Source organism: Enterobacter sp. CGMCC 5087 (assembly GCF_003144775.1).
Taxonomy (GTDB): Bacteria; Pseudomonadota; Gammaproteobacteria; order Enterobacterales; family Enterobacteriaceae; genus Enterobacter; species Enterobacter cloacae_M.
This window is the reverse complement of the sequence record NZ_QFXN01000235.1, coordinates 1-24,489: the sequence shown is the minus strand read 5'-3', so window position 1 is coordinate 24,489 and position 24,489 is coordinate 1. Positions and strand designations below refer to the sequence as shown.

At 56.6% G+C, this 24,489-nt stretch carries 24 protein-coding genes; 14 read left to right on the top strand and 10 right to left on the bottom strand.

From position 1 onward, the window contains the following. A partial coding sequence (locus tag DEO48_RS20955) for an FAD-dependent oxidoreductase (protein WP_181367037.1) occupies positions 1–429 on the bottom strand: 429 nt, incomplete at its 3' end. A gap of 71 nt (positions 430–500) precedes the next feature. Then, complete coding sequence (locus DEO48_RS20950) at positions 501–1,343, bottom strand: 23S rRNA (adenine(2030)-N(6))-methyltransferase RlmJ (RefSeq protein ID WP_109846188.1); 843 nt, start codon at positions 1,341–1,343, stop codon at positions 501–503. Between the two features lie 214 nt (positions 1,344–1,557). On the opposite strand from DEO48_RS20950, the gene prlC reads away from it, so the two are divergent. Continuing rightward, the gene (gene prlC, locus DEO48_RS20945; protein WP_109846187.1) at positions 1,558–3,600 is read left to right on the top strand and encodes an oligopeptidase A; all 2,043 of its coding nucleotides are present in this window, start codon (positions 1,558–1,560) and stop codon (positions 3,598–3,600) included. A 7-nt stretch (positions 3,601–3,607) separates the two neighbouring features. Then, positions 3,608–4,360: a 16S rRNA (guanine(1516)-N(2))-methyltransferase RsmJ gene (gene rsmJ, locus DEO48_RS20940; RefSeq protein WP_109846186.1), complete on the top strand. Its 753-nt coding sequence runs from the start codon at positions 3,608–3,610 to the stop codon at positions 4,358–4,360. Between the two features lie 96 nt (positions 4,361–4,456). Here rsmJ and uspA read toward each other — a convergent pair whose 3' ends face one another. After that, entirely contained in the window at positions 4,457–4,894 is a 438-nt protein-coding gene (gene uspA / locus DEO48_RS20935; RefSeq protein WP_003861223.1) for a universal stress protein UspA, read from the bottom strand. Between the two features lie 283 nt (positions 4,895–5,177). Here uspA and uspB point away from each other — a divergent pair, with 283 nt between their 5' ends. After that, positions 5,178–5,513, top strand: coding sequence for a universal stress protein UspB (uspB, locus tag DEO48_RS20930; RefSeq protein ID WP_003861224.1), 336 nt, complete (start codon positions 5,178–5,180; stop codon positions 5,511–5,513). Between the two features lie 54 nt (positions 5,514–5,567). Here uspB and pitA read toward each other — a convergent pair whose 3' ends face one another. Next, a complete protein-coding gene (gene pitA / locus DEO48_RS20925) occupies positions 5,568–7,067 on the bottom strand; it encodes an inorganic phosphate transporter PitA (protein WP_023309552.1) in 1,500 nt (499 codons plus the stop codon). Positions 7,068–7,295: 228 nt separating this feature from the next. Here pitA and DEO48_RS20920 point away from each other — a divergent pair, with 228 nt between their 5' ends. After that, positions 7,296–8,492: an NAD(P)/FAD-dependent oxidoreductase gene (locus DEO48_RS20920; protein ID WP_033147086.1), complete on the top strand. Its 1,197-nt coding sequence runs from the start codon at positions 7,296–7,298 to the stop codon at positions 8,490–8,492. 32 nt (positions 8,493–8,524) lie between these two features. On the opposite strand, the gene DEO48_RS20915 is transcribed toward DEO48_RS20920, so the two are convergent. Together DEO48_RS20915 and DEO48_RS20910 are read right to left on the bottom strand one after the other, a co-directional pair. Continuing rightward, on the bottom strand, positions 8,525–9,463 hold the full coding sequence (locus tag DEO48_RS20915) for an NAD(P)-dependent oxidoreductase (protein WP_109846185.1): 939 nt from the start codon (positions 9,461–9,463) through the stop codon (positions 8,525–8,527). Beyond that, positions 9,463–10,155, bottom strand: a complete 693-nt coding sequence (locus DEO48_RS20910; RefSeq protein WP_063441593.1) for an RraA family protein — start codon at positions 10,153–10,155, stop codon at positions 9,463–9,465. Before DEO48_RS20910 ends, DEO48_RS20915 begins: the two co-directional genes overlap by 1 nt. 169 nt (positions 10,156–10,324) lie before the next feature. On the opposite strand from DEO48_RS20910, the gene DEO48_RS20905 reads away from it, so the two are divergent. Then, positions 10,325–11,062, top strand: coding sequence for an IclR family transcriptional regulator (locus DEO48_RS20905; protein ID WP_023309548.1), 738 nt, complete (start codon positions 10,325–10,327; stop codon positions 11,060–11,062). 37 nt (positions 11,063–11,099) lie between these two features. Here the strand turns inward: DEO48_RS20905 and DEO48_RS20900 are convergent, their stop codons facing one another. After that, the gene (locus DEO48_RS20900) at positions 11,100–12,434 is read right to left on the bottom strand and encodes an MFS transporter (RefSeq protein WP_109846184.1); all 1,335 of its coding nucleotides are present in this window, start codon (positions 12,432–12,434) and stop codon (positions 11,100–11,102) included. A gap of 317 nt (positions 12,435–12,751) precedes the next feature. Between DEO48_RS20900 and DEO48_RS20895 the strand changes: the two genes are divergently transcribed. Together DEO48_RS20895 and DEO48_RS20890 are read left to right on the top strand one after the other, a co-directional pair. Then, positions 12,752–13,150: a potassium channel family protein gene (locus DEO48_RS20895; RefSeq protein WP_023309546.1), complete on the top strand. Its 399-nt coding sequence runs from the start codon at positions 12,752–12,754 to the stop codon at positions 13,148–13,150. A 169-nt stretch (positions 13,151–13,319) separates the two neighbouring features. Then, positions 13,320–14,345 (top strand): TerC/Alx family metal homeostasis membrane protein, encoded by a 1,026-nt coding sequence (locus DEO48_RS20890; RefSeq protein WP_024908851.1) that lies wholly within the window; start codon positions 13,320–13,322, stop codon positions 14,343–14,345. Positions 14,346–14,440: 95 nt separating this feature from the next. Here the strand turns inward: DEO48_RS20890 and DEO48_RS20885 are convergent, their stop codons facing one another. Next, a complete protein-coding gene (locus DEO48_RS20885; RefSeq protein WP_109846183.1) occupies positions 14,441–15,103 on the bottom strand; it encodes an HAD family hydrolase in 663 nt (220 codons plus the stop codon). Positions 15,104–15,342: 239 nt separating this feature from the next. On the opposite strand from DEO48_RS20885, the gene DEO48_RS20880 reads away from it, so the two are divergent. Beyond that, entirely contained in the window at positions 15,343–15,870 is a 528-nt protein-coding gene (locus DEO48_RS20880) for an NlpC/P60 family protein (RefSeq protein WP_109846182.1), read from the top strand. A gap of 5 nt (positions 15,871–15,875) precedes the next feature. Here the strand turns inward: DEO48_RS20880 and DEO48_RS20875 are convergent, their stop codons facing one another. Further along, entirely contained in the window at positions 15,876–16,670 is a 795-nt protein-coding gene (locus tag DEO48_RS20875; RefSeq protein WP_047646797.1) for an SDR family NAD(P)-dependent oxidoreductase, read from the bottom strand. 32 nt (positions 16,671–16,702) lie between these two features. Next, a complete protein-coding gene (locus DEO48_RS20870) occupies positions 16,703–17,584 on the bottom strand; it encodes a LysR family transcriptional regulator (RefSeq protein WP_109846181.1) in 882 nt (293 codons plus the stop codon). A gap of 99 nt (positions 17,585–17,683) precedes the next feature. On the opposite strand from DEO48_RS20870, the gene DEO48_RS20865 reads away from it, so the two are divergent. The 6 genes from DEO48_RS20865 to arnT all read left to right on the top strand — a co-directional run. Continuing rightward, positions 17,684–18,187: a phenolic acid decarboxylase gene (locus DEO48_RS20865; protein WP_008503103.1), complete on the top strand. Its 504-nt coding sequence runs from the start codon at positions 17,684–17,686 to the stop codon at positions 18,185–18,187. A 326-nt stretch (positions 18,188–18,513) separates the two neighbouring features. Next, positions 18,514–19,653, top strand: a complete 1,140-nt coding sequence (gene arnB / locus DEO48_RS20860) for a UDP-4-amino-4-deoxy-L-arabinose aminotransferase (RefSeq protein ID WP_023309541.1) — start codon at positions 18,514–18,516, stop codon at positions 19,651–19,653. A gap of 1 nt (position 19,654) precedes the next feature. Beyond that, positions 19,655–20,638 carry an undecaprenyl-phosphate 4-deoxy-4-formamido-L-arabinose transferase gene (gene arnC, locus DEO48_RS20855; protein WP_109846180.1) on the top strand — a complete coding sequence of 328 codons (984 nt, stop codon included), beginning with the start codon at positions 19,655–19,657 and terminating at the stop codon, positions 20,636–20,638. Next, on the top strand, positions 20,635–22,617 hold the full coding sequence (arnA, locus tag DEO48_RS20850; RefSeq protein WP_109846179.1) for a bifunctional UDP-4-amino-4-deoxy-L-arabinose formyltransferase/UDP-glucuronic acid oxidase ArnA: 1,983 nt from the start codon (positions 20,635–20,637) through the stop codon (positions 22,615–22,617). The genes arnC and arnA overlap by 4 nt, the downstream gene beginning before the upstream one ends. After that, positions 22,614–23,516: a 4-deoxy-4-formamido-L-arabinose-phosphoundecaprenol deformylase gene (gene arnD / locus DEO48_RS20845; RefSeq protein ID WP_109846178.1), complete on the top strand. Its 903-nt coding sequence runs from the start codon at positions 22,614–22,616 to the stop codon at positions 23,514–23,516. The genes arnA and arnD overlap by 4 nt, the downstream gene beginning before the upstream one ends. Continuing rightward, on the top strand, positions 23,513–24,489 hold a 977-nt coding region (arnT, locus tag DEO48_RS20840), incomplete at its 3' end, for a lipid IV(A) 4-amino-4-deoxy-L-arabinosyltransferase (protein ID WP_109846177.1). The genes arnD and arnT, both read left to right, overlap by 4 nt.

Genomic DNA, 24,489 nt, shown 5'->3' with positions numbered 1-24,489 from the left:
CGCACGACCGCCGGTGGCGATCAGGATGTGATCGGCGGTGATCGTCTCGCCGTTCACTTCGATCGTTTTCGCGTCCACAAAGCGGGCGAAACCGTGGATAACGTCAACGTTATTTTTACCCAGCACGTTGTCGTACGAGGTGTGAATGCGGTCGATGTAGGCGGTACGGCTGGCGATCAGTTTTTCCCAGTCGAAGTGGTTGATGGTGGTGTCAAAGCCGTAGTCCGGGCCATACATATGGATAGCCTCACGGATCTGCGCCGCATGCCACATCACCTTCTTCGGTACACAACCCACGTTCACGCAGGTGCCGCCCAGCGCTTTGGCTTCAATCAGCGCGCACTTCTGGCCGTACATGGCCGCACGGTTGATGGAGGCGATGCCGCCGCTGCCGCCGCCGATGGCGATGTAGTCATAATGCTTAGTCATAGCTTTTGTCCTTAATCGTGAATTGCCGCGATTGTATACCTGAAATCAATAGTTTCCACCGATGGCTGCGATTACTCCGGCACGATCCAACTGACGGTGGCGTGGCCTGTACCCGCTGGCACCAGCGTTTTATGCAGCCACGGCAGCACGTTGTTCATCTGCGCTTCAAGCTTCCACGGCGGGTTGATCACAATCATGCCGGAGGCGGTCATGCCGCGCTGATCGCTGTCAGGGCGTACCGCCAGCTCGATCTGCAGGATCTTACGGATGCCGGTCGCTTCCAGGTCTTTGATCATGCGTTTGATTTGCGCGCGCAGCACCACCGGGTACCACAGGGCATAGGTGCCGGTAGCAAAGCGTTTGTAACCTTCGTGGATGCCGGTCACCACCGCCTGATAGTCGGTTTTGATTTCGTACGGCGGGTCGATCAGCACCAGGCCGCGACGGGAAACCGGCGGCAGCCTGGCTTTCAGCTGCTGGTAGCCGTCGGATTTTTCCACGCGGGCGCGACTGTCTTTCTGGAATTCAGAACGCAGCAGCGGAAAATCGCTCGGGTGCAGCTCGGTCAGCTGGAGGCTGTCCTGCTCGCGCAACAGCTGGCGCGCAATCAGCGGTGAGCCAGGGTAGTAGCGCAGCTGGCCGTTGCGGTTGAAGTGATTCACCACGCCGATGTACGGCTCCAGCTCGGCAGGCAGGTCGTCCTGCTGCCAGATGCGGGCAATCCCTTCCAGATATTCACCGGTACGCTCGGCATGCTCGCCGCTCAGCTGATAACGGCCCGCGCCCGCGTGCGTGTCCAGATAGAGAAACGGCTTCTCTTTCTCTTTGAGCGATTCGATGATCAGGCTCTGTACGGTGTGTTTAAGGACGTCGGCGTGGTTGCCTGCGTGGAAGCTGTGGCGATAACTGAGCATGGATGAATGTGTTCCAGGTAGTAAACGTAGGCCCGATAAGCGTAGCGCCATCGGGCAAAAATAGAGCGTATCGCCACAGTATACAGAAAAGTTTCCACTGCCGCGAAAGCGCAACGTCCGGCATTGAAATCCTCTACACTTAACCCCATTCTAGATCCCATATGCACAGCGCCGGATGCGCGCTTCATTCACCTATTTCAACAGGACAGCGTTTATGACCAATCCATTACTGACGCCTTTTTCGTTGCCGCCGTTTTCTAAAATCCTCCCTGAGCATGTGGTTCCAGCCGTTACGCAATCGCTGGACAACTGCCGCGCGGCGGTAGAAAGCGTGGTAGCGCAGGGCGCGCCGTACACCTGGGAAAATCTGTGTCAGCCGCTGGCCGAAGTGGACGACGTGCTGGGGCGTATCTTCTCCCCGGTGAGCCACCTGAACTCGGTAAAAAACAGCCCGGAACTGCGCGAAGCCTACGAACAGACGCTGCCGCTGCTCTCTGAGTACAGCACCTGGGTCGGGCAGCACGAAGGGCTGTACAAAGCCTACCGCGACCTGCGCGATGGCGACCACTATGCCGAATTGAGCACGGCGCAGAAAAAATCGGTCGATAACGCCCTGCGTGATTTTGAGCTGTCCGGGATTGGCCTGCCAAAAGAGAAGCAGACCCGCTACGGCGAAATCGCCGCGCGTCTGTCCGAGCTGGGCAACCAGTACAGCAACAACGTGCTCGACGCCACCATGGGCTGGACGAAGCTGATTACCGACGAAGCGGAACTGGCCGGTATGCCGGAAAGCGCGCTGGCGGCGGCAAAAGCCCAGGCTGAAGCGAAAGAGCAGGAAGGCTTCCTGTTGACGCTGGATATCCCGAGCTATCTGCCGGTGATGACCTACTGCGACAACCAGGCCCTGCGCGAAGAGATGTACCGCGCGTACAGCACCCGCGCCTCCGATCAGGGGCCGAATGCCGGTAAGTGGGACAACAGCCCGGTAATGGCGGAAATCCTCGCCCTGCGTCACGAGCTGGCGCAGCTGCTGGGCTTCGAAAACTACGCCGATAAATCTCTCGCCACCAAAATGGCGGAAAATCCGCAGCAGGTACTCGACTTCCTGACCGATCTGGCGAAACGCGCCCGTCCGCAGGGTGAGAAAGAGCTGGCCCAGCTGCGCGCCTTCGCAAAAGCGGAGTTCGGCGTGGACGAACTGCAGCCGTGGGATATCGCGTACTACAGCGAAAAACAGAAGCAGCACCTCTACAGCATCAGCGACGAGCAGCTGCGCCCGTACTTCCCGGAAAACAAAGCCGTCAAAGGCCTGTTCGAAGTGGTAAAACGCATCTATGGCATCACCGCCAAAGAGCGTACCGATATCGACGTCTGGCACCCGGACGTGCGTTTCTTCGAGCTGTATGACGAGAAAAACGAACTGCGCGGCAGCTTCTACCTCGATCTCTACGCGCGTGAGAACAAGCGCGGCGGGGCATGGATGGACGACTGCGTGGGCCAGATGCGTAAAGCCGACGGTTCTCTGCAGAAGCCGGTCGCCTACCTGACCTGTAACTTCAACCGTCCGGTAAGCGGCAAACCGGCGCTATTCACCCACGACGAAGTGATCACTCTTTTCCACGAGTTCGGTCACGGTCTGCACCACATGCTGACCCGCATCGAAACCGCAGGCGTGGCCGGTATCAGCGGCGTGCCGTGGGATGCGGTCGAGCTGCCAAGCCAGTTTATGGAAAACTGGTGCTGGGAGCCGGACGCGCTGGCGTTTATTTCCGGTCACTATGAGACCGGCGAACCGCTGCCGAAAGAGCTGCTGGATAAAATGCTGGCGGCGAAAAACTACCAGGCGGCGATGTTCATTCTGCGCCAGCTGGAGTTCGGCCTGTTCGATTTCCGCCTGCACGCCGAGTTTAGCCCGGAGCAGGGTGCGAAAATCCTTGAGACCCTGGCCGAGATTAAAAAGCAGGTTGCCGTTATTCCAGGGCCAACCTGGGGCCGCTTCCCGCACGCGTTCAGCCACATCTTCGCCGGCGGCTACGCGGCGGGCTACTACAGCTACCTGTGGGCCGACGTGCTGGCGGCAGATGCCTTCTCCCGCTTCGAAGAAGAGGGGATCTTCAACCGCGAAACCGGCCAGTCGTTCCTCGATAACATTCTGACCCGAGGCGGGTCTGAAGAGCCAATGGTGCTGTTCAAACGCTTCCGCGGACGCGAGCCGCAGCTGGATGCGATGCTTGAGCATTACGGGATCAAAGGCTGATTGTTACGTGAAGATCTGCTTAGTAGATGAAACAGGCGCCGGAGACGGCGCCTTATCCGTTCTGGCGGCCCGCTGGGGGCTGGAGCACGATGAAGAAAACCTGATGGCGCTGGTGATGACGCCGGAACATCTCGAATTACGCAAGCGCGACGAACCGAAGCTCGGCGGGATTTTTGTCGACTTTGTCGGCGGCGCGATGGCGCACCGGCGCAAGTTCGGCGGCGGTCGCGGCGAAGCGGTGGCCAAAGCGGTCGGCATCAAAGGGAGCTACCTCCCGGACGTGGTCGATGCCACGGCGGGACTGGGGCGTGATGCCTTTGTGCTGGCGTCTGTCGGCTGTCGCGTACGGATGCTGGAGCGTAACCCGGTGGTCGCTGCGCTGCTCGACGACGGGCTGGCGCGAGGCTATGCGGACCCGGAAATCGGTACCTGGCTGCAGGATCGTTTGCAGCTGATCCACGCCTCCAGCCTGACGGCATTGACGGATATCACCCCGCGCCCGCAGGTGGTCTATCTCGACCCTATGTTCCCGCATAAGCAGAAAAGCGCGCTGGTGAAGAAAGAGATGCGGGTGTTTCAGTCGCTGGTGGGGCCGGATTTGGATGCCGATGGCCTGCTGGAGCCGGCTCGTCAGCTTGCCACGAAGCGGGTGGTGGTAAAGCGCCCGGACTATGCGCCGCCGCTGGCGGACGTTGCGACCGCTAACGCGGTGACCACCAAAGGGCACCGGTTTGATATTTATCCGGGTACGCCGGAATAAAAAAGCCGGGCGGCGGCTTCGCCTTACCCGGCCTGCGTCCTCGATCTATTCCCTCTCCCTTTGGGAGAGGGTTAGGGTGAGGGGAGTTTAACGCACTTACTCGTCTTCTTCGTCACGCAGTGGAACAATCAGCATATCCACGTGAACGGTGTTAATCAGCTGGCGCGCTGAAGACATCAGCTTGCTCCAGAAGTCCTGATGGTGACCGCAAACCACCAGGTCCATATCGTATTTCTTGATCGCATCAACCAGCACCTGGCCCAGATCGCCGCTGCCGCTCAGGGTTTCGGTAATTGGATAGCCCGCGTTGGTGGAGAGTTCGCTCAGGGCATGGTGAGTCTCTTCGGAAATGCGTTTCTGCATATCGCCAAGATTCACGTCGATCAGACCGGTGTAGAGGTCGGAGTAATTCACGTCAACGTGAATCAGCGAAACTTTCGCGTTGTAGGGACGTGCCATGGATACCGCTTTATCAACCAGCACTTTGCTCTCAGGGGAGAGGTCTACCGCGATGAGAATGTGTTTGTAAGCCATAGTGTTACTCCTTCCTTAAGTTATCGATGACTAAGTGAGAATGCCGTCGTCTGATACTTTCATTACGGCCCAGTTAAACATATTTTTCAAGCTTTGGTGTTGATAACGATTAACCTTGTGGCAAAAAAATTAACGGATCTCCTACACTATTAAATGAGCCGTTCGGATATTAAAACGCGAACCGGATCGACTTCTGGTCATTCTTTCACTGAACTGTCTGTCAGGGCATTGGGGTGCGGTAGCTCAGAAGCCTTGCTTCGTGGGCGGACGCCGGGGAGGATGTATGATTAGCACCGTCGCATTGTTTTGGGCGTTATGCGTGGTTTGCATAGTGAATATGGCGCGCTACTTCTCATCGTTACGTGCGCTGTTAGTGGTACTTCGTGGTTGCGATCCGTTGCTTTATCAGTATGTGGACGGTGGAGGGTTCTTCACCTCGCATGGACAGCCCAGCAAGCAGATGCGTCTGGTGGGATACATCTACTACCAGCGCTACCGCGATCATCACGATGAAGAGTTTATTCGTCGCTGCGAGCGCCTGCGTCGTCAGTTCATTTTGACCAGCGCCCTGTGCGGGCTGGTCGTGGTCAGTATGATTGCATTGATGATTTGGCACTGAGCATAAAAAAAGCGGGTCAGTTTCCTGACCCGCTTTTTTGTCGCCTTCAACCGATTAAATCAGCTTCAGCGAAATCCAGTACAAACCGCCAGACAGCAGGATGGACGCCGGAAGGGTGAACACCCAGGCCATCAGAATGTTGGTCACGGTTTTGCGCTGCAGACCGCCGCCGTCAACAATCATGGTACCTGCCACGGACGAGGAGAGTACGTGGGTGGTGGATACTGGCATACCGGTGTAGCTCGCCAGACCGATAGAAACCGCCGCCGTCATCTGCGCGGACATACCCTGCGCATAGGTCATGCCTTTCTTACCGATCTTCTCTCCGATGGTGGTCGCAACACGACGCCAGCCAATCATCGTACCAATACCGAGTGCCAGCGCGACGGCCATGATGATCCAGATTGGCGCGTACTCAATGGTGTTGAGCATATCGCTTTTCAGTTTCTTCAGCAGACGTTTGTCGTCACCATTCACCTCTGGCAGCTTCGCGACTTTATCGGTCACGTCAGAGATGCAGAGCATGATACGACGCAGCTGACCACGCTGTTCAACGGCCAGTTTGTCGTAGCTTTCGATGTCGCCCAGCATGCCCTTGGCGCGTTCCAGCGCGTTAATCGCGTTTGCCGGATGGCAGTGGAACTCGCCAGGCGCGGTGGTTGCACCGGCTTCCGGAGAAGGGATCAACTGATCAACGCCGGTCGCTTTTTTCAGCAGGTCAGGATGCTGCTGGAAATAGGTTTCAACGTTGTTGACCGCATCGCGGGTACGGGTGATTTCGTAACCGGAGGCATTCATGTTCACCACGAAGCCTGCCGGTGCGACGCCGATCAGAACCAGCATCACCAGACCAATGCCTTTCTGCCCGTCGTTCGCGCCGTGTGAGAAGGCCACGCCGATAGCAGAAATGATCAGGGCGATACGCGTCCAGAACGGCGGCTTTTTCTTGCCGTCTTTCTTCTCACGCTCTGCTGGCGTTAGGTGGATACGCGCACGTTTTTTCGTGTTACTCCAGTAGCGACGCAGGATGAAAATCAATCCCCCCGCGACTACCAGACCCACGATAGGGGAGATGATCAGGGAGCCGAAAATGCCCAATACTTTAGGCAGGTTCAGCGCATCAACAACCGATGTCCCGGTCATCAGGGCGTTGGTTAACCCGATGCCGATAATCGCGCCGATGAGCGTGTGAGAACTGGATGCAGGCAGGCCAAAATACCAGGTACCGAGGTTCCAGATAATTGCAGCAAGCAGCATTGAGAACACCATAGCGAGGCCATGGCCAGAACTAACGTTAAGCAGCAGATCCGTTGGCAGCATATGCACGATGGCATACGCAACGCTCAGCCCGCCCAGGAGAACACCAAAAAAGTTAAATACCGCCGCCATAACAACCGCAAGCTGCGATCGCATTGCGCGAGTGTAGATAACTGTCGCTACTGCGTTTGCAGTGTCGTGGAAGCCGTTGATCGCTTCGTAAAACAGTACAAAAACCAGAGCAAGCAATAATAAAAGCCCGGTATGTAAATCCAGGCCGGCAAACAAATGTAGCATAGGACGTTACGCCATTTTGAGGACATGAACGCGGCGCATTATCCAGGACAAATGCGCGGCGGGCAAAGTGAAATATAGACTTTTTTTGACATACCACCTGATTTGAGAAATGCCTCATAAAGGATATTCTTTAAATTTCAATGGAATGCCTTTGTAATATCTTTTTACGCTGGTGTGACCACAGAGGAAACTTTACAATCCGCGGCAGTTAACAAAGAGGGTTTTGACGTGGAAAGGTTTGATGCCGTGGTAATTGGCGCCGGTGCGGCGGGTATGTTTTGTGCGGCAATGGCCGGACAGGCGGGTCGTCGCGTACTGCTGCTGGATAACGGTAAAAAGCCCGGCCGTAAGATCCTGATGTCCGGCGGCGGGCGCTGCAATTTTACTAATCTGTATGTTGAACCCGCGGCCTATTTGAGCCAAAACCGTCATTTTTGTAAATCTGCGCTGGCGCGCTACACCCAATGGGATTTTATCGACCTGGTGGGTAAGCACGGCATCGCGTGGCATGAAAAGACGCTGGGACAGCTGTTCTGCGACGACTCCGCGCAGCAGATTGTCGATATGCTGGTGGCCGAGTGCGAGAAGGGTGGCGTCGTCATGCGCCTGCGCACGGAAGTGCTGGAGGTCGCCCGCGACGACCAGGGCTATACGCTGCAGCTGAACGGTGAAACCGTCAGTGCGGATAGCCTGGTGATCGCCAGCGGCGGTCTGTCGATGCCGGGGCTGGGCGCCTCCCCGTTCGGCTATAAGATTGCCGAACAGTTTGGCCTTAAAGTCTTGCCCACTCGCGCCGGGCTGGTGCCGTTCACGCTGCATAAACCGCTTCTTGAACAACTTCAGACGCTGTCTGGCGTGTCTGTTCCCTCCGTCATTACCGCCGAAGACGGCACGGTGTTCCGCGAAAATCTGCTCTTTACCCATCGCGGTCTTTCCGGCCCGGCGGTACTGCAAATCTCCAGCTACTGGCAGCCGGGGGAGTTTGTCACGGTGAATCTGCTCCCCGATTGCGATCTCGACGCGTTCCTTAACGAGCAGCGTACCGCGCACCCGAATCAAAGCCTGAAAAACACCCTGGCGATGCAGCTGCCAAAACGTCTGGTGGAATGTTTGCAGGCGCTGGGGCAGATCCCGGATGTGTCGCTTAAGCAGCTTAACAGCCGCGAGCAGGAAACGCTGGTCGAGACCCTGACAAACTGGCGCGTTCAGCCAAACGGCACCGAAGGCTACCGCACGGCAGAGGTCACGCTGGGTGGCGTCGATACGAACGAGCTCTCGTCCCGCACCATGGAAGCGCGCAACGTGCCGGGGCTCTATTTTATTGGCGAAGTGATGGATGTGACCGGCTGGCTCGGCGGGTACAACTTCCAATGGGCATGGGCAAGTGCCTGGGCGTGTGCTCAGGCGCTGGCAGAAGACAAGTGACATAAGAGCACAGCCACTCGTCACGCTTTGCTTTATGGGCTGACGGTGGTGACGTCTGTCACCGCAAGAATATTGCTCGCGGCCACGGTCCCCATCCTGATATATGACGCTGCGGTAACGCCGCCAATATGCGGTGAAATAACCACGTTTTCTACGGACTGCCAGAGGTGCGGCGCCGTCAGCGGCTCGTGGGGAAAGCTGTCCAGCGCCGCGCTGTGCAGCGTGCCATCCCGGAGCGCCGCCAGTAACGACTCACTGTGGATCAGTCCACCGCGTGCCGTATTGACCAGAATTGCGTTCCGCTTGCAGTGTGCGAGCGTTTCGCTATTGATCATCCCCCGATTCTCATCGGTCAGCGGACAGTGCAAAGAGATGACATCGGAACGGGAAAGAAGTCCGTTCAGCGTTTCTGCACGTTCGCACAGGGCAGGCATGGTCTTAGCATAGGGATCGTAAGCCAGCACCTTCATGCCGAAAGCGTGACCAATAGTCGCCACGCGCGAGCCGATAGCACCCAGCCCAATTAACCCTAGCGTTAAGCCCTCCAGTTCAATGGATTTATGCGTCGCCTTATCCCAGTGCCCGTCTCGCAGCCGCTTGTCCAGAGGCACCACCGACTTTGCGCAGGCGAGGATCAGCGCCCAGGTATGTTCAGCCACTGCCGCCGCGTTTGCGCCAGGCGCAGAGCGGACGGCGATGTTGCGCTCGGCCGCTGCCGTCTGGTCTATCACATCGATCCCGCTTCCGTGCTTGGAAATAACCTGCAGAGCCGGGGCGGCATCCATAACTTTCGCGGTGATCCTGCCGTAACGTACCAGGATTGCCACAGGATTGTGTCGTTTACACAGCGCGATCAGGTCATCTTCTGTGGGCTGGCGGCCCGCAAACACTACCTCAAAGCCCTGCAACATCACCATGGCCTGCTCCGCCAGGTCGCTACCGGTAACCAGTACTACGTCTTTGCACCCCATCACAGCGTCTCCCCGTCGCTCAACATACCTGCCTTACGAAGCGCGTCATCAAGCCAGTGTGGACGTAAATCGCCTTCACGGATGGCGGCAAGGCGCCGGGTCTCCATCTCCAGCTTTTCTTTTGCCAGAGCGATAACCTCCTGAACCTCATCTCGCGGGATAACGACCACGCCGTCGATATCCGCGACAACCAGATCCCCGGCCTGAACCGTCGCCCCGGCGACTGAAATGGGATGATTAACCCGGCCAGAGATTAACTTTGTCGGGCCGCAGGGGTTCAGACCGGCAGAAAAGACGGGGTAGTGACCTTTGCTCAGGGTATCGGCGTCACGTACAGCGCCATCAATAATAATGCCCGCAATGCCGCTCGCCTGAGCCTGAGTGGCCATGATTTCCCCAAGCAGCGCGCAGCTCAGGTCGCCTTTGCCATCGACGATCAGGACATCGCCGGGCTGCGCCACCGCCATCGCGGCATGAATCGCCAGATTATCACCCGGACGGACTTCAACGGTGATGGCCGGACCTGCAACGGACATGTGTGGGGCCAGCGGTTTGATGCGGCCATGAAGCGTACCGCGGCGGCCGGCCACGTCGGCCAGAATAGCTGCCTGATACTCGGCAGCCCGACGAACGTCCTCGGCAGAAACGCGCTCGAAATGGCGATTAATCGGTTTTTTTTCAGTAACGGACATAAATGCCTCCATATTGTTTTACTGAGTACAATTCGGGTGTACAGAGCAAAACAACTATAGCGGTGTTGCTTTCCTTTTAGCCAGACTCGAGATGGCGTTTGTGATGTAAACACGAAGTGACTCACAAAATTTGAGGTACACTCACTGCCGGGCTAACAAGGAGATAATGATGGGGAATGAAGGCGTTGTAGCGGTTGAAAAAGCGCTGGCTTTACTGGATTGCTTCCGTCCTGGAGATGAGAGCCTGACGCTGACCGCGCTGGCACAGCTGTCGGGTTATCATAAAACCACGGTTTACCGCTTGATGAATTCTCTTGAACGGATGAATTACGTCGTCAGGCATGAAGACGGCAATTATGCGCTGGGCCCACGTCTGCTTTACCTCGGCAAGCTGTATGAACAATCTTTTCACCTTTCCCGGGTGGTTCAGCCAGAGCTTCAGGCCTTATCCCTGGCGTCTCAGGAGAGTGCCAGCTGGTATGTGCTGGAGGGAGGGCAGCGGCTTTGCCTGTTTCGCGCTGAAGCGTCGCATGGCCTGCGACACAGCAATCTTCCCGGCAGCCAGTTCCCGCTCGATAATTCGGCCATCAGTAAGGTATTGCGTCATTGGGGGCTCAATGAAAGCCTGCCGGAGGAAGACGCTGAACTCCCTTTCTACACGTCAGGCGCACGCGATCCCCATACCGCTGCGTTTGCGATGCCCGTCTTCGGTGTTCACGACAAGCTGGTTGCGGCCTTAGCCCTGACCGGCCCCATCTCGCGGCTGACGGAAGATCGTCGTGAGAAGGAGATAGGTCAGTTGATGAAGGCGGCTGCAAGCCGTCTGTCGCAGAAAATGGGAGCCAGTAAGCCCTTCTGTCAGCAGTTCTTTGGTGAAACGAGCGACGCGGCGGAAGAAAATCTTTAAACGCAGAAGCGGGACAAATGTCCCGCTTCTGTCATCGTTAATGCGTAACCTGTTTTTCGTGTAGCTGAGCTCGGCGGGCCTGCCGCCCCATAATGAGCACCGCGATACCCCCGGCCACGCACAGCGCGGCCAGCGGAAGCATAGCCAGCGTGTAGCTGCCCGTCCGCTCATTGATAATGCCGTACGCGTTTACCATCACCGCCCCGCCTATCAGGTTTGCGATGGCGCCAATCGCGGCCAATCCCGCCGCCGCTGAGGTACTGCTCATCCAACCGGATGCCAGCGCCCAGAAAGGCCCTTTCATTGAATAAGCGCCTATCAGCATAATGCTGAGGATAGCGATCGTGGCAGACAGCGAGACGCTTACAAAGGCGGCGAACACACCGGCGGCAATCATGAACAGCGTGAGTGCAGTATGCCAGCGACGTTCGTTGGTACGATCGGAATTCCGTCCCCATACAATCATGAGAACAGATGCCAGACCGTAAGGAATAGCGTTAAGCAGACCTGTCTCAAGGTTATCGAGATGGAAGGATTTCAGCAGTTGAGGAGACCAGACGCTGATGGTGGTGCCCGCGGAAGATGCACCCGCGTAAATCAGCGCCATCAGCCAGATTTGGCGATGCTTCAGCAGCTGCCACGTCGTCTGGTGTCCGATACTCTTTTGCTGATTGCGCTCGGTTTCCAGCGTGGTTTCCAGCCACTGTTTCTGTTCGCTGCTGAGCCAGCTCGCCTGATGAGGGCGATCCCGGAGAATAAACCAGGCTGCAATACCAAGCAGCACCGCCGGCAAGCCTTCAATAATGAACAGCAGATGCCAGCCGCGAAGACCCAGCCAGCCATCCAGTGACAGTATCAGCCCGGAAAGCGGGGAGCCGATGAAGTTAGCGAGCGGGATGGCGACCATAAAGGACGCAATAATGCGTGCGCGGTAGCGGGACGGGATCCACCAGGTCAGATACAGCACGACGCCCGGGAAGAAGCCCGCCTCAGCAGCACCGAGAAGAAAACGGACGATATAGAGCGACGTGGTGTTCTGCACCAGGGACATACACATGGAAACGATGCCCCAGCTGATCATAATGCGCGGGAGCCACAGCCGGGCGCCGACTTTCTGCATGGCCAGGTTGCTGGGCACCTCAAACAAAAAATAGGCCACGAAGTAAAGGCTGCTGGCGAAGCCAAACGCCGCTTTGCTGAGGCCAAGGTCCTCATTCATCTGCAGCGAAGCCATGCCGATATTCCCGCGATCGATAATGGAGACCAGGTAACTGACAATCAGAAACGGGAGAATACGCCAGATCACCTTCCGCATCGTCTCTCTTTCTATGTCCTCGGTGGCGGTAGCGCCGTTACGTAAATGTTCTGTCATTGTGTCCTCGCAGGGTTTGTTCTTTGTTTTATTAGGTACAACTCGGTTTTATTAAACAAAACCACTATAGCGACGGTGCGTTATTTTTATCCAGTTAATGGAAGGTTTAAATGATGTAAATAAGAGGTGACTCACAGATAGTGCGCTTCAGATATATCGTTCACAGCAGCCGAACCAGCCGCAAAGAGAGTACGCTGCAAGGGAGATAATCACGCAACGCAATTATTGCACCAACTTTTCCTCTCCATTCAACTAAGCTTCGACCTGGTGCCCCGCCGCGTTAGCGGGGCCATATTCCTTTTGGTCGAGCACGCATCATGCAGCTACTCAGTATTATTATTTTGCTTACCCTAACCGTGGTGATCCATTCGCTGTGGATGTTTGGCGTTTTAAAATTCATCAAATTAGAAGTCGATTCTGCGGTACGCATTGTTTTACGCAATGTCGGTATCGTGATCTCCATGATCTTCGCCCATCTCCTTGAGGCCGGACTGTTTGCTGCGTTTTATTTTGTCATCGATGCGTTTAATGACTGGAACACCAGCTTCTATTTTTCACTGGTCAGCTACGCCACCGTGGGATACGGCGACGTCACGTTACCCCAGCACTGGCGGCTTATCGGCGGGGTGGAAGGACTGGTGGGCGCGTTGATGGTGGGCTGGTCCGTGGCGGTTCTGGTGGCGGTGCTGCAGCGTTTGCGCGGCATGAGCGCCTAAACGACAGATGCGCGATCCCCGCCTGGTAAGGTAAAGTACACCCCTCTTTACGTAGCCGACAGGGCTGCGGCTTCTAGGGTGAAAAGGCTGATTAACGGCCCACCCTTTTCTGTTCCTGGTTTACGCCAGTTTGCATGGTGTTGTGTTTTGTCTGCCAAAAGGGTTTTGTATGTCTGCTGCTCATCTCGGTTTCCCGACGGAAACCGTTGTTGTCTTTGTGGTGATGGCCGTTGGGGCGATGTTTATCGACCTCTTTATGCACCGTCACGATAAACCCGTCTCGCTGAAAAGCGCGGCGATGTGGTCCATTTTCTGGGTCATGATGGCGATGGCCTTCGCCGGATTCCTGTATGTTCACCACGGTGCCGAGATGGCGAGCCTGTTCCTCACCGGCTATGCGCTGGAAGAGGTGCTCTCCGTCGATAACCTGTTCGTGATGATGGCGATCTTCGCCTGGTTCGGCGTGCCGGATAAGTACCGTCACCGCGTGCTCTACTGGGGCGTGCTGGGGGCGATTGTCTTCCGCGGCATCTTTGTGGCTATCGGCACCAGCCTGTTAAGCCTGGGGCCGTACGTTGAGGTGATCTTCGCGCTGGTCGTCGGCTGGACGGCGGTGATGATGCTCAGACGCAATGAAGAGAGCGACGAAGTGGAGGATTACTCGGGTCATCTCGCCTATCGCCTGGTAAAACGCTTCTATCCGGTCTGGCCGAAAATCAGCAGCAACGCCTTTATTCTGACCCAGAAAGAGGTGGATGCGGAGCTGGAGAAGCCGGAAAACCAGGACGTGATGGTTGGCCGCGTGAAGAAGGCGAAGCGCTATGCGACGCCGCTGCTGCTTTGCGTGGCCGTCGTCGAGCTTTCTGACGTCATGTTCGCGTTTGACTCCGTGCCGGCCATTATTGCCGTGAGCCGCGAGCCGCTGATTATCTACAGCGCCATGATGTTCGCCATTCTCGGCCTGCGTACGCTTTACTTCGTGCTGGAAGCGCTGAAGCAGTATCTCGTGCACCTCGAGAAGGCCGTGGTTCTGCTGCTGTTCTTCGTGGCGTTCAAGCTGGGGTTAAATGCCACCGACCACTTCTGGCATCACGGTTACAGCATTGGCGCCACGGCCAGTCTGTTTGTGGTACTAGGCGTGCTGGCGCTGGGGATTATTGCGAGCGTGATGTTCCCGGGGAAACGTGAGGCCTGATGCATTGCCCGGTGGCGCTTCGCTTACCGGGCCTGTGATTTGGTTTTCTCCCTCTCCCTGTGGGAGAGGGCCGGGGTGAGGGCAGCGGACCGCACCTAACCCTTAATCGGTGAATTCCGACGCTTGCGCGGGTGGTGGAAGTGCCGCCAGTGTGGATCCTGCGCCGCCGCCAGCAGTTCGTGGTCGCCGCGAGTGTCTCCCCAGGCGCGCAGGTGATAGGCGTTCAGATCGCCATACACTTTCTCCAGCCTTGCCACCTTCTGGGCGCAGCGGCAGTTATTGCCCGTGATGCGCCCCGTCAGCTTGCCGTCTTTCACTTCCAGCTGCGTGCCAATCAGCTTAATGCCGAGCTTATCAGCCCACGGCTGGAGCACCAGCGCCGGGGACGCGGAACAGATGGTCACTTCCGCACCGGAATTCACCTCAGCCGCCACCGCCAGAACCCCTTCGGGGCGCATCAGCTTGTTCCAGTATTTTTCGCAATAGGCTTCCGCCTGCTGGCGCAGCCAGTGTTCATCCACGCCCGTCAGGAAGGTTTTAATCAGCACTTCCTTCAGCTCATCGCGCGTCAGCTTGCGACGCACGCAGTGCAGCGTAGGCAGCGCCATGCGCACCAGGCGGCCCGCGAAGTAACGTTTGCCGAAGGCAAAACGCAGGAAAGGAATAAAGCTGTCGTGGTGCGTTAATGTCCCGTCAAAGTCAAAGACAGAGAGCACGCTGGATTTGGCCACCGTCTCGTCGGCAATCATATTGGTCATAAATACGTCTTAGCTGAAATACACATTCTGCGGATCAGTTTACCTGCTTTAGCTGGACAGTCCTTATATCACCACTCTTTTTTTCTCGATCTTGCGATCTCAAAGTGAGTCCATTTTTGGCCTCGATAACAATTGGTGAAAAAACGAGCTGTCTATATTATCGCCACATCGCAAGATATTTAGGGGAACCATTGGCCCCCACAGGTAAGGAAAAACTCACTCACTACTTCTTTTTTGATATGACTCTTAGATCGCTTATTTCAATCCTCACGTTAAGTTTTGCTTCGTTTTCTGCGTTCAGCTTTCAACTTCCAGCGTCGATGTTATCGATGAACAGTGAACTGGCAGCATCACCGGCGAAATCTGCGCTGGTGCATCAGGAAACAGGCCCGCTGCGCTCGCGTATTCTCGATCAATACCAGAAGTGGAAAGGCACCCAGTACCGGTGGGGCGGAACCACGCATCGCGGGGTAGATTGCTCCGCGCTGGTGCAGCACCTGTTCACCGATGCGGCGCATCTTAATTTGCCGCGCACGACGAGTGAACAGATCCATCGCGGCGTGCAGGTGGCGCAATACCGCCTGAAAGCCGGCGATCTGGTCTTCTTCCAGACGGGCCCAAACCGCAAGCACGTCGGCGTTTATATTGGCGAAAACCAGTTTATTCATGCCTCAACCAGTCAGGGCGTAACGGTTTCAACCCTGACGGATGATTACTGGCAGGCACACTACATTACCGCCCGTCGCATCGCAGGCAGTGCGGCCTGACAGCGTCAGATGATGTCATCCACGACGCCACCGTCGACGCGCAGCGCCGCGCCCGAGGTGGCGGAGGCCTGGGGCGAACAGACATAAATCACCATATTGGCCACCTCTTCAACCGTGGCCGCGCGCTGGATAACCGAGCTGGGGCGGTTGGCCATCACAAACTCTTTCGCCAGCTGCTCCAGCGATTTGCCGGTTTTTTCGATTTCATCTTTCATCATCTCTGCGAAACCGTCAGACATCGTCGGGCCCGGCAGGACGCTGTTGACCGTCACGCCGCTCCCCGCCACGAACTTCGCCAGACCGCGCGCCAGCGAGAGCTGCGCCGTTTTGGTCACGCCGTAGTGGATCATATCCGCCGGAATATTGCAGGCCGACTCGGAGGAGATAAACACCACGCGTCCCCAGCCTTTCTGCACCATACCCGGCAGCAGGGCGCGGGACAGACGCACGCCGGACATCACGTTGGTCTGCCAGTAACGCTCCCAGGTCTCATCGTCGGTGGCATAGAAATCCTGCGGACCGTAAATCCCGGCGTTGTTGACCAGAATATCGACGTTATTCGCCACCTTCAGAAGCGACTCGACCCCTTCCGCCGTGCTGAGATCGGCAATCGCGGCACGGACCTGTACGCCCGGCACCACCTGCTGGAGCTGCTGAATGCCTTTATTCACCGATTCCGTGCTGCGGCCATTGACGATCACTTCCGCACCGCTTTCTGCCAGACCTCTGGCAATGGCGAACCCGATCCCGCCGGTTGAGGCGGTCACCAGCGCCACTTTCCCCGCAAAGTCGATTTTCATCATCTGCTCCTTATCGTTTTAACGTTCGGACCTTAAAGCGTAGCAGGTGAGGATGACGGTTCCTGGCTAAAAAGGCGCAATAGCGTTTCAACCTGTTCATCAAGCGGGGCGAGGGAACGCTTAACAATCAGGTGTAGCGGCGTTGCCCTGCGCGCGCCGTGGCTCAGCGGCAGGCGTTTCAGTATGCCCTGATCCAGATGGGTCTGAATGCGTTCCTCTGGCAGCCAGCCGTAGCCGACCTGAGAGACGACGGCCTCTATGGCGGCATCGATGGTGGAGAAGGTCCACGACTCGCCGGCAGCACGCGCGGCAGGCTGGCTGTCCGCAATCTGGATGAGCGGCCACGGGCGCAGCATCTCATCATTGAGCGGCGCGTCGAGGTGAAACAGGGGATGCCGGGAATGGGCCACGGCAACAAAGTCGATATTCATCAGCCATTCGCCGAGCCCGGTAATGTCCTGGCGGCGGGTTAAGACCATCACATCGGCTTCGTCGTTAATGGCATCGGCGCGGGTATTTTCCAGCACCTCGGTCAGACGTACCTGAGTCTGCGGATACTGCTGCTGGAACTGACGAAGAATAGCGAACAGGCGGCGGCGCGGGTAAATGGAGTCCACCACCAGATCCAACCGCGTGCGCATCCCGTTGCGAAGGGTCGCTGCGCGCGTCTCAACGTACGAAAACGCTTTCAGCAGCGGTTTAACCTGGTTGAGAAGAAGCTCTCCGGCCGGGGTTAACACCGCCCGTCGCCCCTCCGGGACCAGGAGCGCCACGCCGAGTCGCTCCTGCAGCAGCGACAGGTTATAGCTCACCGAGGACTGGCTGCGGTGCGTTTCTTCCGCCGCTCTGGCAAAGCTGCCCGCCTCAACTACCTTTTCCAGTAAAGACCATTGTTCAAGCGTCGTCTTATGCATGATTTATCTAAAATTTGGATGAATTTAATTAAAACATAGCGTTATTTATTCATTTTTTGAAGGGGTACAATCTTCTCATCAAAACAAAGGAGACATTTTATGAACACCTTCGACAAACACGACTTGAGCGGCTTTGTTGGTAAACATCTTGTATATACCTACGATAACGGCTGGAACTACGAGATTTACGTAAAAAATGAGACCACGCTTGATTACCGTATTCACAGCGGTCTGGTAGCCAACCGTTGGGTGAAAGATCAGCAGGCTTACATCGTGCGGGTAGGGGAGAGCATCTATAAAATTTCCTGGACCGAGCCAACCGGCACCGACGTCAGCCTGATCGTGAACCTGGGCGACAAGCTGTTCCATGGCACTATCTTCTTCCCACGCTGGGTCATGAACAATCCGGAAAAAACCGTCTGCTTCCAGAACGACCATATTCCGCTGATGAACAGCTATCGCGATGCGGGCCCGGCGTATCCAACGGAAGTGATTGATGAGTTTGCCACGATCACCTTTGTGCGCGACTGCGGTGCAAATAATGAAAGCGTTATCGCCTGCGCGGCCAGTGAATTACCGAAAAACTTTCCAGATAACCTGTAATAAGCGCGACAATTAACTAAAAAGAAAAGTTCCCGGCTATTTCATATTATTTTGAAATAGCCGGGATTTTTTTTGTTTGTTGAGGATTGGTTTAAAGCAATTCATTTCAGAATGTTGCAGAAGATCACATTAAAAATAATTAAACGTAATTTAACTTGTTGTTTTTCAAGAAGCTGCTAGTTGTTTTATAACGTTGTATACCTTGTCTTAATTTTTCCCTAAGGAAAGAGAGCTACTTTGATATAAGTTTATGGTTCGTTGAAATAAACGGGCTGGCATTTGGTTAATATCAAAAACATGCCATTTTTATTGCAAGGAAATTAATAATGAGTGATTTTCTGCCTTTTTCGCGGCCGTCGATGGGCGCTGAGGAAATTGCGGCGCTTCAGGACGTTTTGATGTCGGGCTGGATCACCACCGGGCCAAAGAATCAGGAACTTGAAGAGGCATTCTGTCAGCTTACCGGGAATCAGCATGCGATTGCCGTCTGTTCAGCCACCGCGGGTATGCACGTCACGCTGATGGCGCTGGATATTGGCCCGGGCGATGAAGTCATTACCCCTTCCCAGACCTGGGTCTCCACGCTGAATATGATCGTGTTGCTGGGCGCCACGCCGGTCATGATTGATGTGGACAAAGATACATTAATGGTGACGCCAGAAGCCGTTGAAGCCGCCATTACCCCGCGTACCAAAGCCATTATCCCCGTTCATTATGCCGGCGCGCCGTGTGAAATCGACGCCATTCATGCCATCGGCGAACGTCACGGTATTCCGGTTATTGAAGATGCGGCCCATGCCGCCGGAACGTACTACAAGAACCGTCATGTGGGCTGGAAAGGAACGGCGATTTTTTCCTTCCACGCCATTAAAAATATGACCTGCGCGGAAGGCGGCTTAGTCGTCACGGATAATGCCCAGCTGGCACAGCGGATCCGCAGCCTGAAATTCCATGGCCTGGGCGTAGATGCCTATGACCGCCAGACGCACGGCCGCGCGCCGCAGGCGGAAGTGATCGCGCCGGGCTATAAATACAATCTGGCGGACATCAACGCCGCGCTGGCGCTGGTGCAGTTAGGCAAGCTGAAAGAGGCTAACAGGCGCCGCCAGGAAATTGCTGAACGCTACCTGCGTGAGCTTGCCGATACGCCGTTCCAGCCGCTCACCATTCCGTCATGGCCGCACGTGCACGCCTGGCACCTGTTTATTATTCGCGTTGACGAAGCGCGCTGCGGGATCTCACGCGATAACCTGATGGCGGCGCTGAAAGAGAAAGGCATCGGTACCGGCCTCCACTTCCGCGCGGCACACACCCAAAAATACTACCGCGAGCGTTTTCCTGATGTATCGCTCCCGAATTCTGAATGGAATAGCGCGCGTATTTGTTCTCTCCCTCTTTTCCCGGATATGACTCATGACGACACAACCCGCGTCATTACCGCACTCCATCAGCTTGCAGGACATTGATATGTTCAGTGCACCGCCTGTACAAAAAGTTTCCGTGGTAATCCCGGTTTATAACGAGCAGGAGAGCCTGCCCGAACTGATCCGCCGTACAACCGCCGCCTGCGACACGATGGGCAAGGCTTATGAAATTCTGCTGGTAGATGATGGCAGTAGCGATCATTCCGCGCTGATGCTGACTGAGGCCGCGCAGGCCGAAGGCAGCCATATTGTTGCCGTGCTGCTCAACCGCAACTACGGCCAGCACTCGGCGATTATGGCGGGGTTTAGCCATGTCACGGGCGATCTGGTCATCACCCTGGACGCTGACCTGCAAAACCCGCCGGAAGAGATCCCGCGTCTGGTCGCCAAAGCCGATGAAGGCTATGACGTGGTCGGCACGGTACGTCAGAACCGTCAGGACAGTCTGTTCCGCAAGCTGGCCTCACGCACCATCAACCGCCTTATCCAGCGCACGACCGGTAAAGCGATGGGCGATTACGGCTGCATGCTGCGCGCCTACCGCCGCCACATTGTCGACGCGATGCTGCACTGCCATGAGCGCAGCACCTTTATTCCGATCCTCGCCAACACCTTTGCCCGCAAGGCAACGGAAATTCCGGTTCTGCACGCCGAGCGCGAGCACGGGGAATCGAAGTACAGCTTTATGCGTCTCATCAACCTGATGTATGACCTCATCACCTGCCTGACCACCACGCCGCTGCGTCTGCTGAGCGTGTTCGGCAGCATCATCGCCGTGGCCGGTTTTGCGCTGTCCGTTCTGCTGGTGGTGCTGCGACTGGTCTTTGGCCCGCAGTGGGCGGCGGAAGGGGTCTTCATGCTCTTTGCCGTGCTGTTTATGTTCATCGGCGCCCAGTTTGTCGGGATGGGCCTTCTCGGTGAATACATTGGCCGTATCTATAACGATGTTCGCGCGCGTCCGCGCTACTTTATTCAACGTGTTGTCCGTCAGGAACACAAAGCATCTCAAGAGGAAATTCACCCATGAAAGCTGTTGTATTTGCCTATCACGATATGGGGTGCACGGGCACGCTGGCCCTGCTGGAAGCGGGCTATGACATTGCGGCAATTTTTACCCATCCGGACACGGCCGGAGAGAATAACTTTTTTGGCTCCGTGGCGCGTATCGCCGCCGAGCGCGGGATCCCGGTTTATGCACCGGACGATGTAAACCATCCGCTGTGGGTGGATCGCATCCGCGCGCTCGCGCCTGACGTGATCTTCTCGTTCTACTATCGCAACCTGCTTTCCGACGAAATCTTAGGTCTGGCCGCAAAAGGCGCCTTTAATCTTCATGGTTCACTGCTTCCCGCCTACCGTGGCCGCGCTCCGCTGAACTGGGTGCTGGTGAACGGTGAAACTGAAACGGGCGTAACGCTGCACCGCATGGTGCGCCGTGCGGATGCGGGCGCTATCGTGGCACAGCAGAAGGTCGCTATTGATGCGGACGAAACGGCGCTGCAGCTGCATCAAAAGCTGAATGCGACGGCACAGACGCTGCTGCGTGATGCACTTCCAGGCATCCTCAACGGCACCTTTAGCGAGACCGCGCAGGATGAGAGCAAGGCAAGCAGCTTTGGCCGCCGCGCGCCGGAAGATGGTCGTCTGGACTGGAGCAAGCCTGCCCGCCAGCTGCACAACCTGGTGCGTGCCGTGACCGACCCGTGGCCGGGCGCGTACAGCTTTGCGGGCGTAAGCAAATTTATCGTCTGGAAATCCCGCGTGCGTGACGACATCCCTGCCGCCAAACCGGGCACCGTCGTCTCTGTCTCTCCGCTGATTGTGAGCTGCGGCGAGCAGGCGCTGGAGATCGTCACCGGACAAACCGACAACGGCCTGTACGTTCAGGGCACGCAGCTGGCGCAGTCTCTGGGTCTGGTGGCCGGGGCGCTGATCACCAGCGCACCGGTTGTTGCCATCAAGCGTCGTACCCGCGTGCTGATCCTCGGCGTGAACGGCTTTATCGGTAACCACCTGACGGAACGTCTGCTTAAAGACGACAACTACGAGATTTACGGTCTGGATATCGGCTCTGACGCCATCAGCCGTTTCCTCAACAACCCGCGTTTCCACTTCGTGGAAGGGGATATCAGCATCCATTCCGAGTGGATTGAATACCACATTAAAAAATGCGACGTGGTGCTGCCGCTGGTCGCCATTGCCACGCCAATCGAGTACACCCGTAACCCGCTGCGCGTGTTCGAGCTGGACTTCGAAGAGAACCTGAAGATCATCCGCGACTGCGTGAAATACGACAAGCGCATCATCTTCCCGTCCACGTCTGAAGTGTACGGCATGTGTACCGATAAGAACTTCGATGAAGACACCTCCAACCTGGTGGTCGGGCCAATCAACAAACAGCGCTGGATTTACTCCGTCTCCAAACAGCTGCTGGACCGCGTGATTTGGGCCTACGGTGAGAAAGAAGGCCTGCGCTTTACCCTGTTCCGTCCGTTCAACTGGATGGGCCCGCGTCTGGATAACCTCAACGCGGCGCGTATCGGCAGCTCCCGTGCGATCACCCAACTGATCCTGAACCTGGTGGAAGGCTCGCCAATTAAGCTTATCGAAGGCGGGAAACAGAAACGCTGCTTTACGGATATCAGCGACGGTATCGAAGCGCTGTTCCGCATCATCGAAAACAAAGATAACCGCTGCAACGGTGAAATCATCAACATCGGTAACCCGGACAACGAAGCGAGCATTCGCGAGCTGGCAGAGATGCTGCTGGCCAGCTTTGAGCGCCATCCGCTGCGCGACAAGTTCCCGCCGTTTGCCGGCTTCCGCGAAGTGGAAAGCAGCAGCTACTATGGTAAGGGCTACCAGGACGTTGAGCACCGTAAGCCAAGCATTCGCAACGCGAAGCGCTGCCTCAACTGGACGCCGACGGTGAAGATGGAGCAGACCATTGACGAAACGCTCGATTTCTTCCTGCGCACCGTGGAGCTTTCGGAACAGGTCTCATGAAAAAAGTCGGTTTACGCATTGATGTCGACACCTTCAGGGGAACGCGTGACGGCGTACCCAAACTGCTGGAACTGCTGAACAAACACGATGTGCGTTCCAGCATTTTCTTCAGCGTGGGGCCTGACAACATGGGACGCCATTTATGGCGTCTGATTAAACCGGCATTTCTGTTCAAAATGCTGCGCTCGCGCGCAGCATCCCTCTACGGCTGGGATATTTTGCTGGCCGGCACCGCCTGGCCCGGCAGACGTATCGGCGCGGGTAATGAAGCCGTTATCCGCGAGGCGGCGCAGCATCATGAGGTGGGTCTGCACGCCTGGGACCACCATGCCTGGCAAGCCTGGGCGGGAGTCTGGGATATCCCGCGCCTGTCCCGTGAGGTTGAGCGTGGGATGCTGGAGCTGGAGGCCATTACCGGTCAGCCCGTGCGCTGCTCCGCCGTGGCGGGATGGCGTGCGGATCAGCGCGTCGTGAAGGCCAAAGAAGCCTTTGCGTTTCGCTACAACAGCGACTGCCGCGGAACCGGACCTTTTTTGCCGCTGTTAGGCGAAAATCGCTACGGAACGGTGCAAATTCCGGTCACGCTTCCCACCTGGGATGAAGTGGTCGGGCGCGAGGTGAAGGCGGATGAGTTCAATCGCTACATTCTGGACCACATCCATCGTGACGCCGGCACGCCGGTGTATACCATCCATGCCGAAGTGGAAGGGATTGCGTATCAGCATGATTTCGACGAACTGCTGACGATGGCCGCTCAGGAGGGCATTGAATTTTGCCCGTTGAGCGAGCTGCTGCCGGACGACCTCAGCACCCTGCCCGTGGGCAAAGTCGTCCGTAATGAAATGGCTGGCCGGGAAGGCTGGCTTGGCTATCAACAAACCGTGAGTCCGGTCCCATGAAAACAGCCCGTTATGGCTTAGCGCTTCTCGCACTGTTTATCGTTTACTACCTCATTCCGGTCGATGTCCGTCTACTCTGGCAGCCTGATGAAACGCGCTACGCGGAAATCAGCCGCGAAATGCTGGCATCCGGAGACTGGGTAGTCCCGCATTTTCTGGGGCTGCGTTACTTTGAAAAACCGATTGCTGGCTACTGGATAAACAGCATCGGGCAGTTGCTGTTCGGGCACACCAACCTCGCCGTGCGCGCCGGGTCTATCTTCTCTACCGGCTTAGCCGCGCTGCTGGTCATCTGGATGGCCTGGCGTCTCTGGCGGGATAAGCGGACCGCTATTTTCTCCGGTCTTATCTTCCTGACCCTGTTCCTGGTGTATGGCATCGGCACGTATGCGGTGCTGGATCCTATCATCACCCTGTGGCTGGTGGCGGCGATGTGCAGCTTCTGGCTGGCGTCGCAGGCCCAAACCGTTTCCGGAAAAGCGGGTGGCTATGTGCTGCTTGGGCTGGCCTGCGGGATGGGGGTGATGACCAAAGGCTTCCTGGCGCTGGCCGTTCCGGTGATTGGCGTGCTGCCGTGGGTGATCGCCCAGAAGCGCTGGAAAGAGGTGCTGATTTTTGGCTGGCTCGCGATCCTGAGCTGCGTGCTGATTGTTCTGCCGTGGGGGCTGGCCATTGCGCAGCGTGAGCCTGACTTCTGGCGTTACTTCTTTTGGGTTGAGCATATTCAGCGTTTTGCCCAGAGCGACGCGCAGCATAAAGCCCCGTTCTGGTACTACATACCGTTCCTGATTGCGGGCAGCCTGCCGTGGCTGGCACTTTTGCCCGGCGCGATTCGTCTTGGCTGGAATGACCGACAAAACGCGGGTGGCGGGTTCTATCTGCTGGGTTGGGTGGTGATGCCGCTGCTGTTCTTCAGCATTGCCAAAGGCAAGCTGCCGACCTATATCCTGCCGTGCTTTGCCCCGCTGGCTAT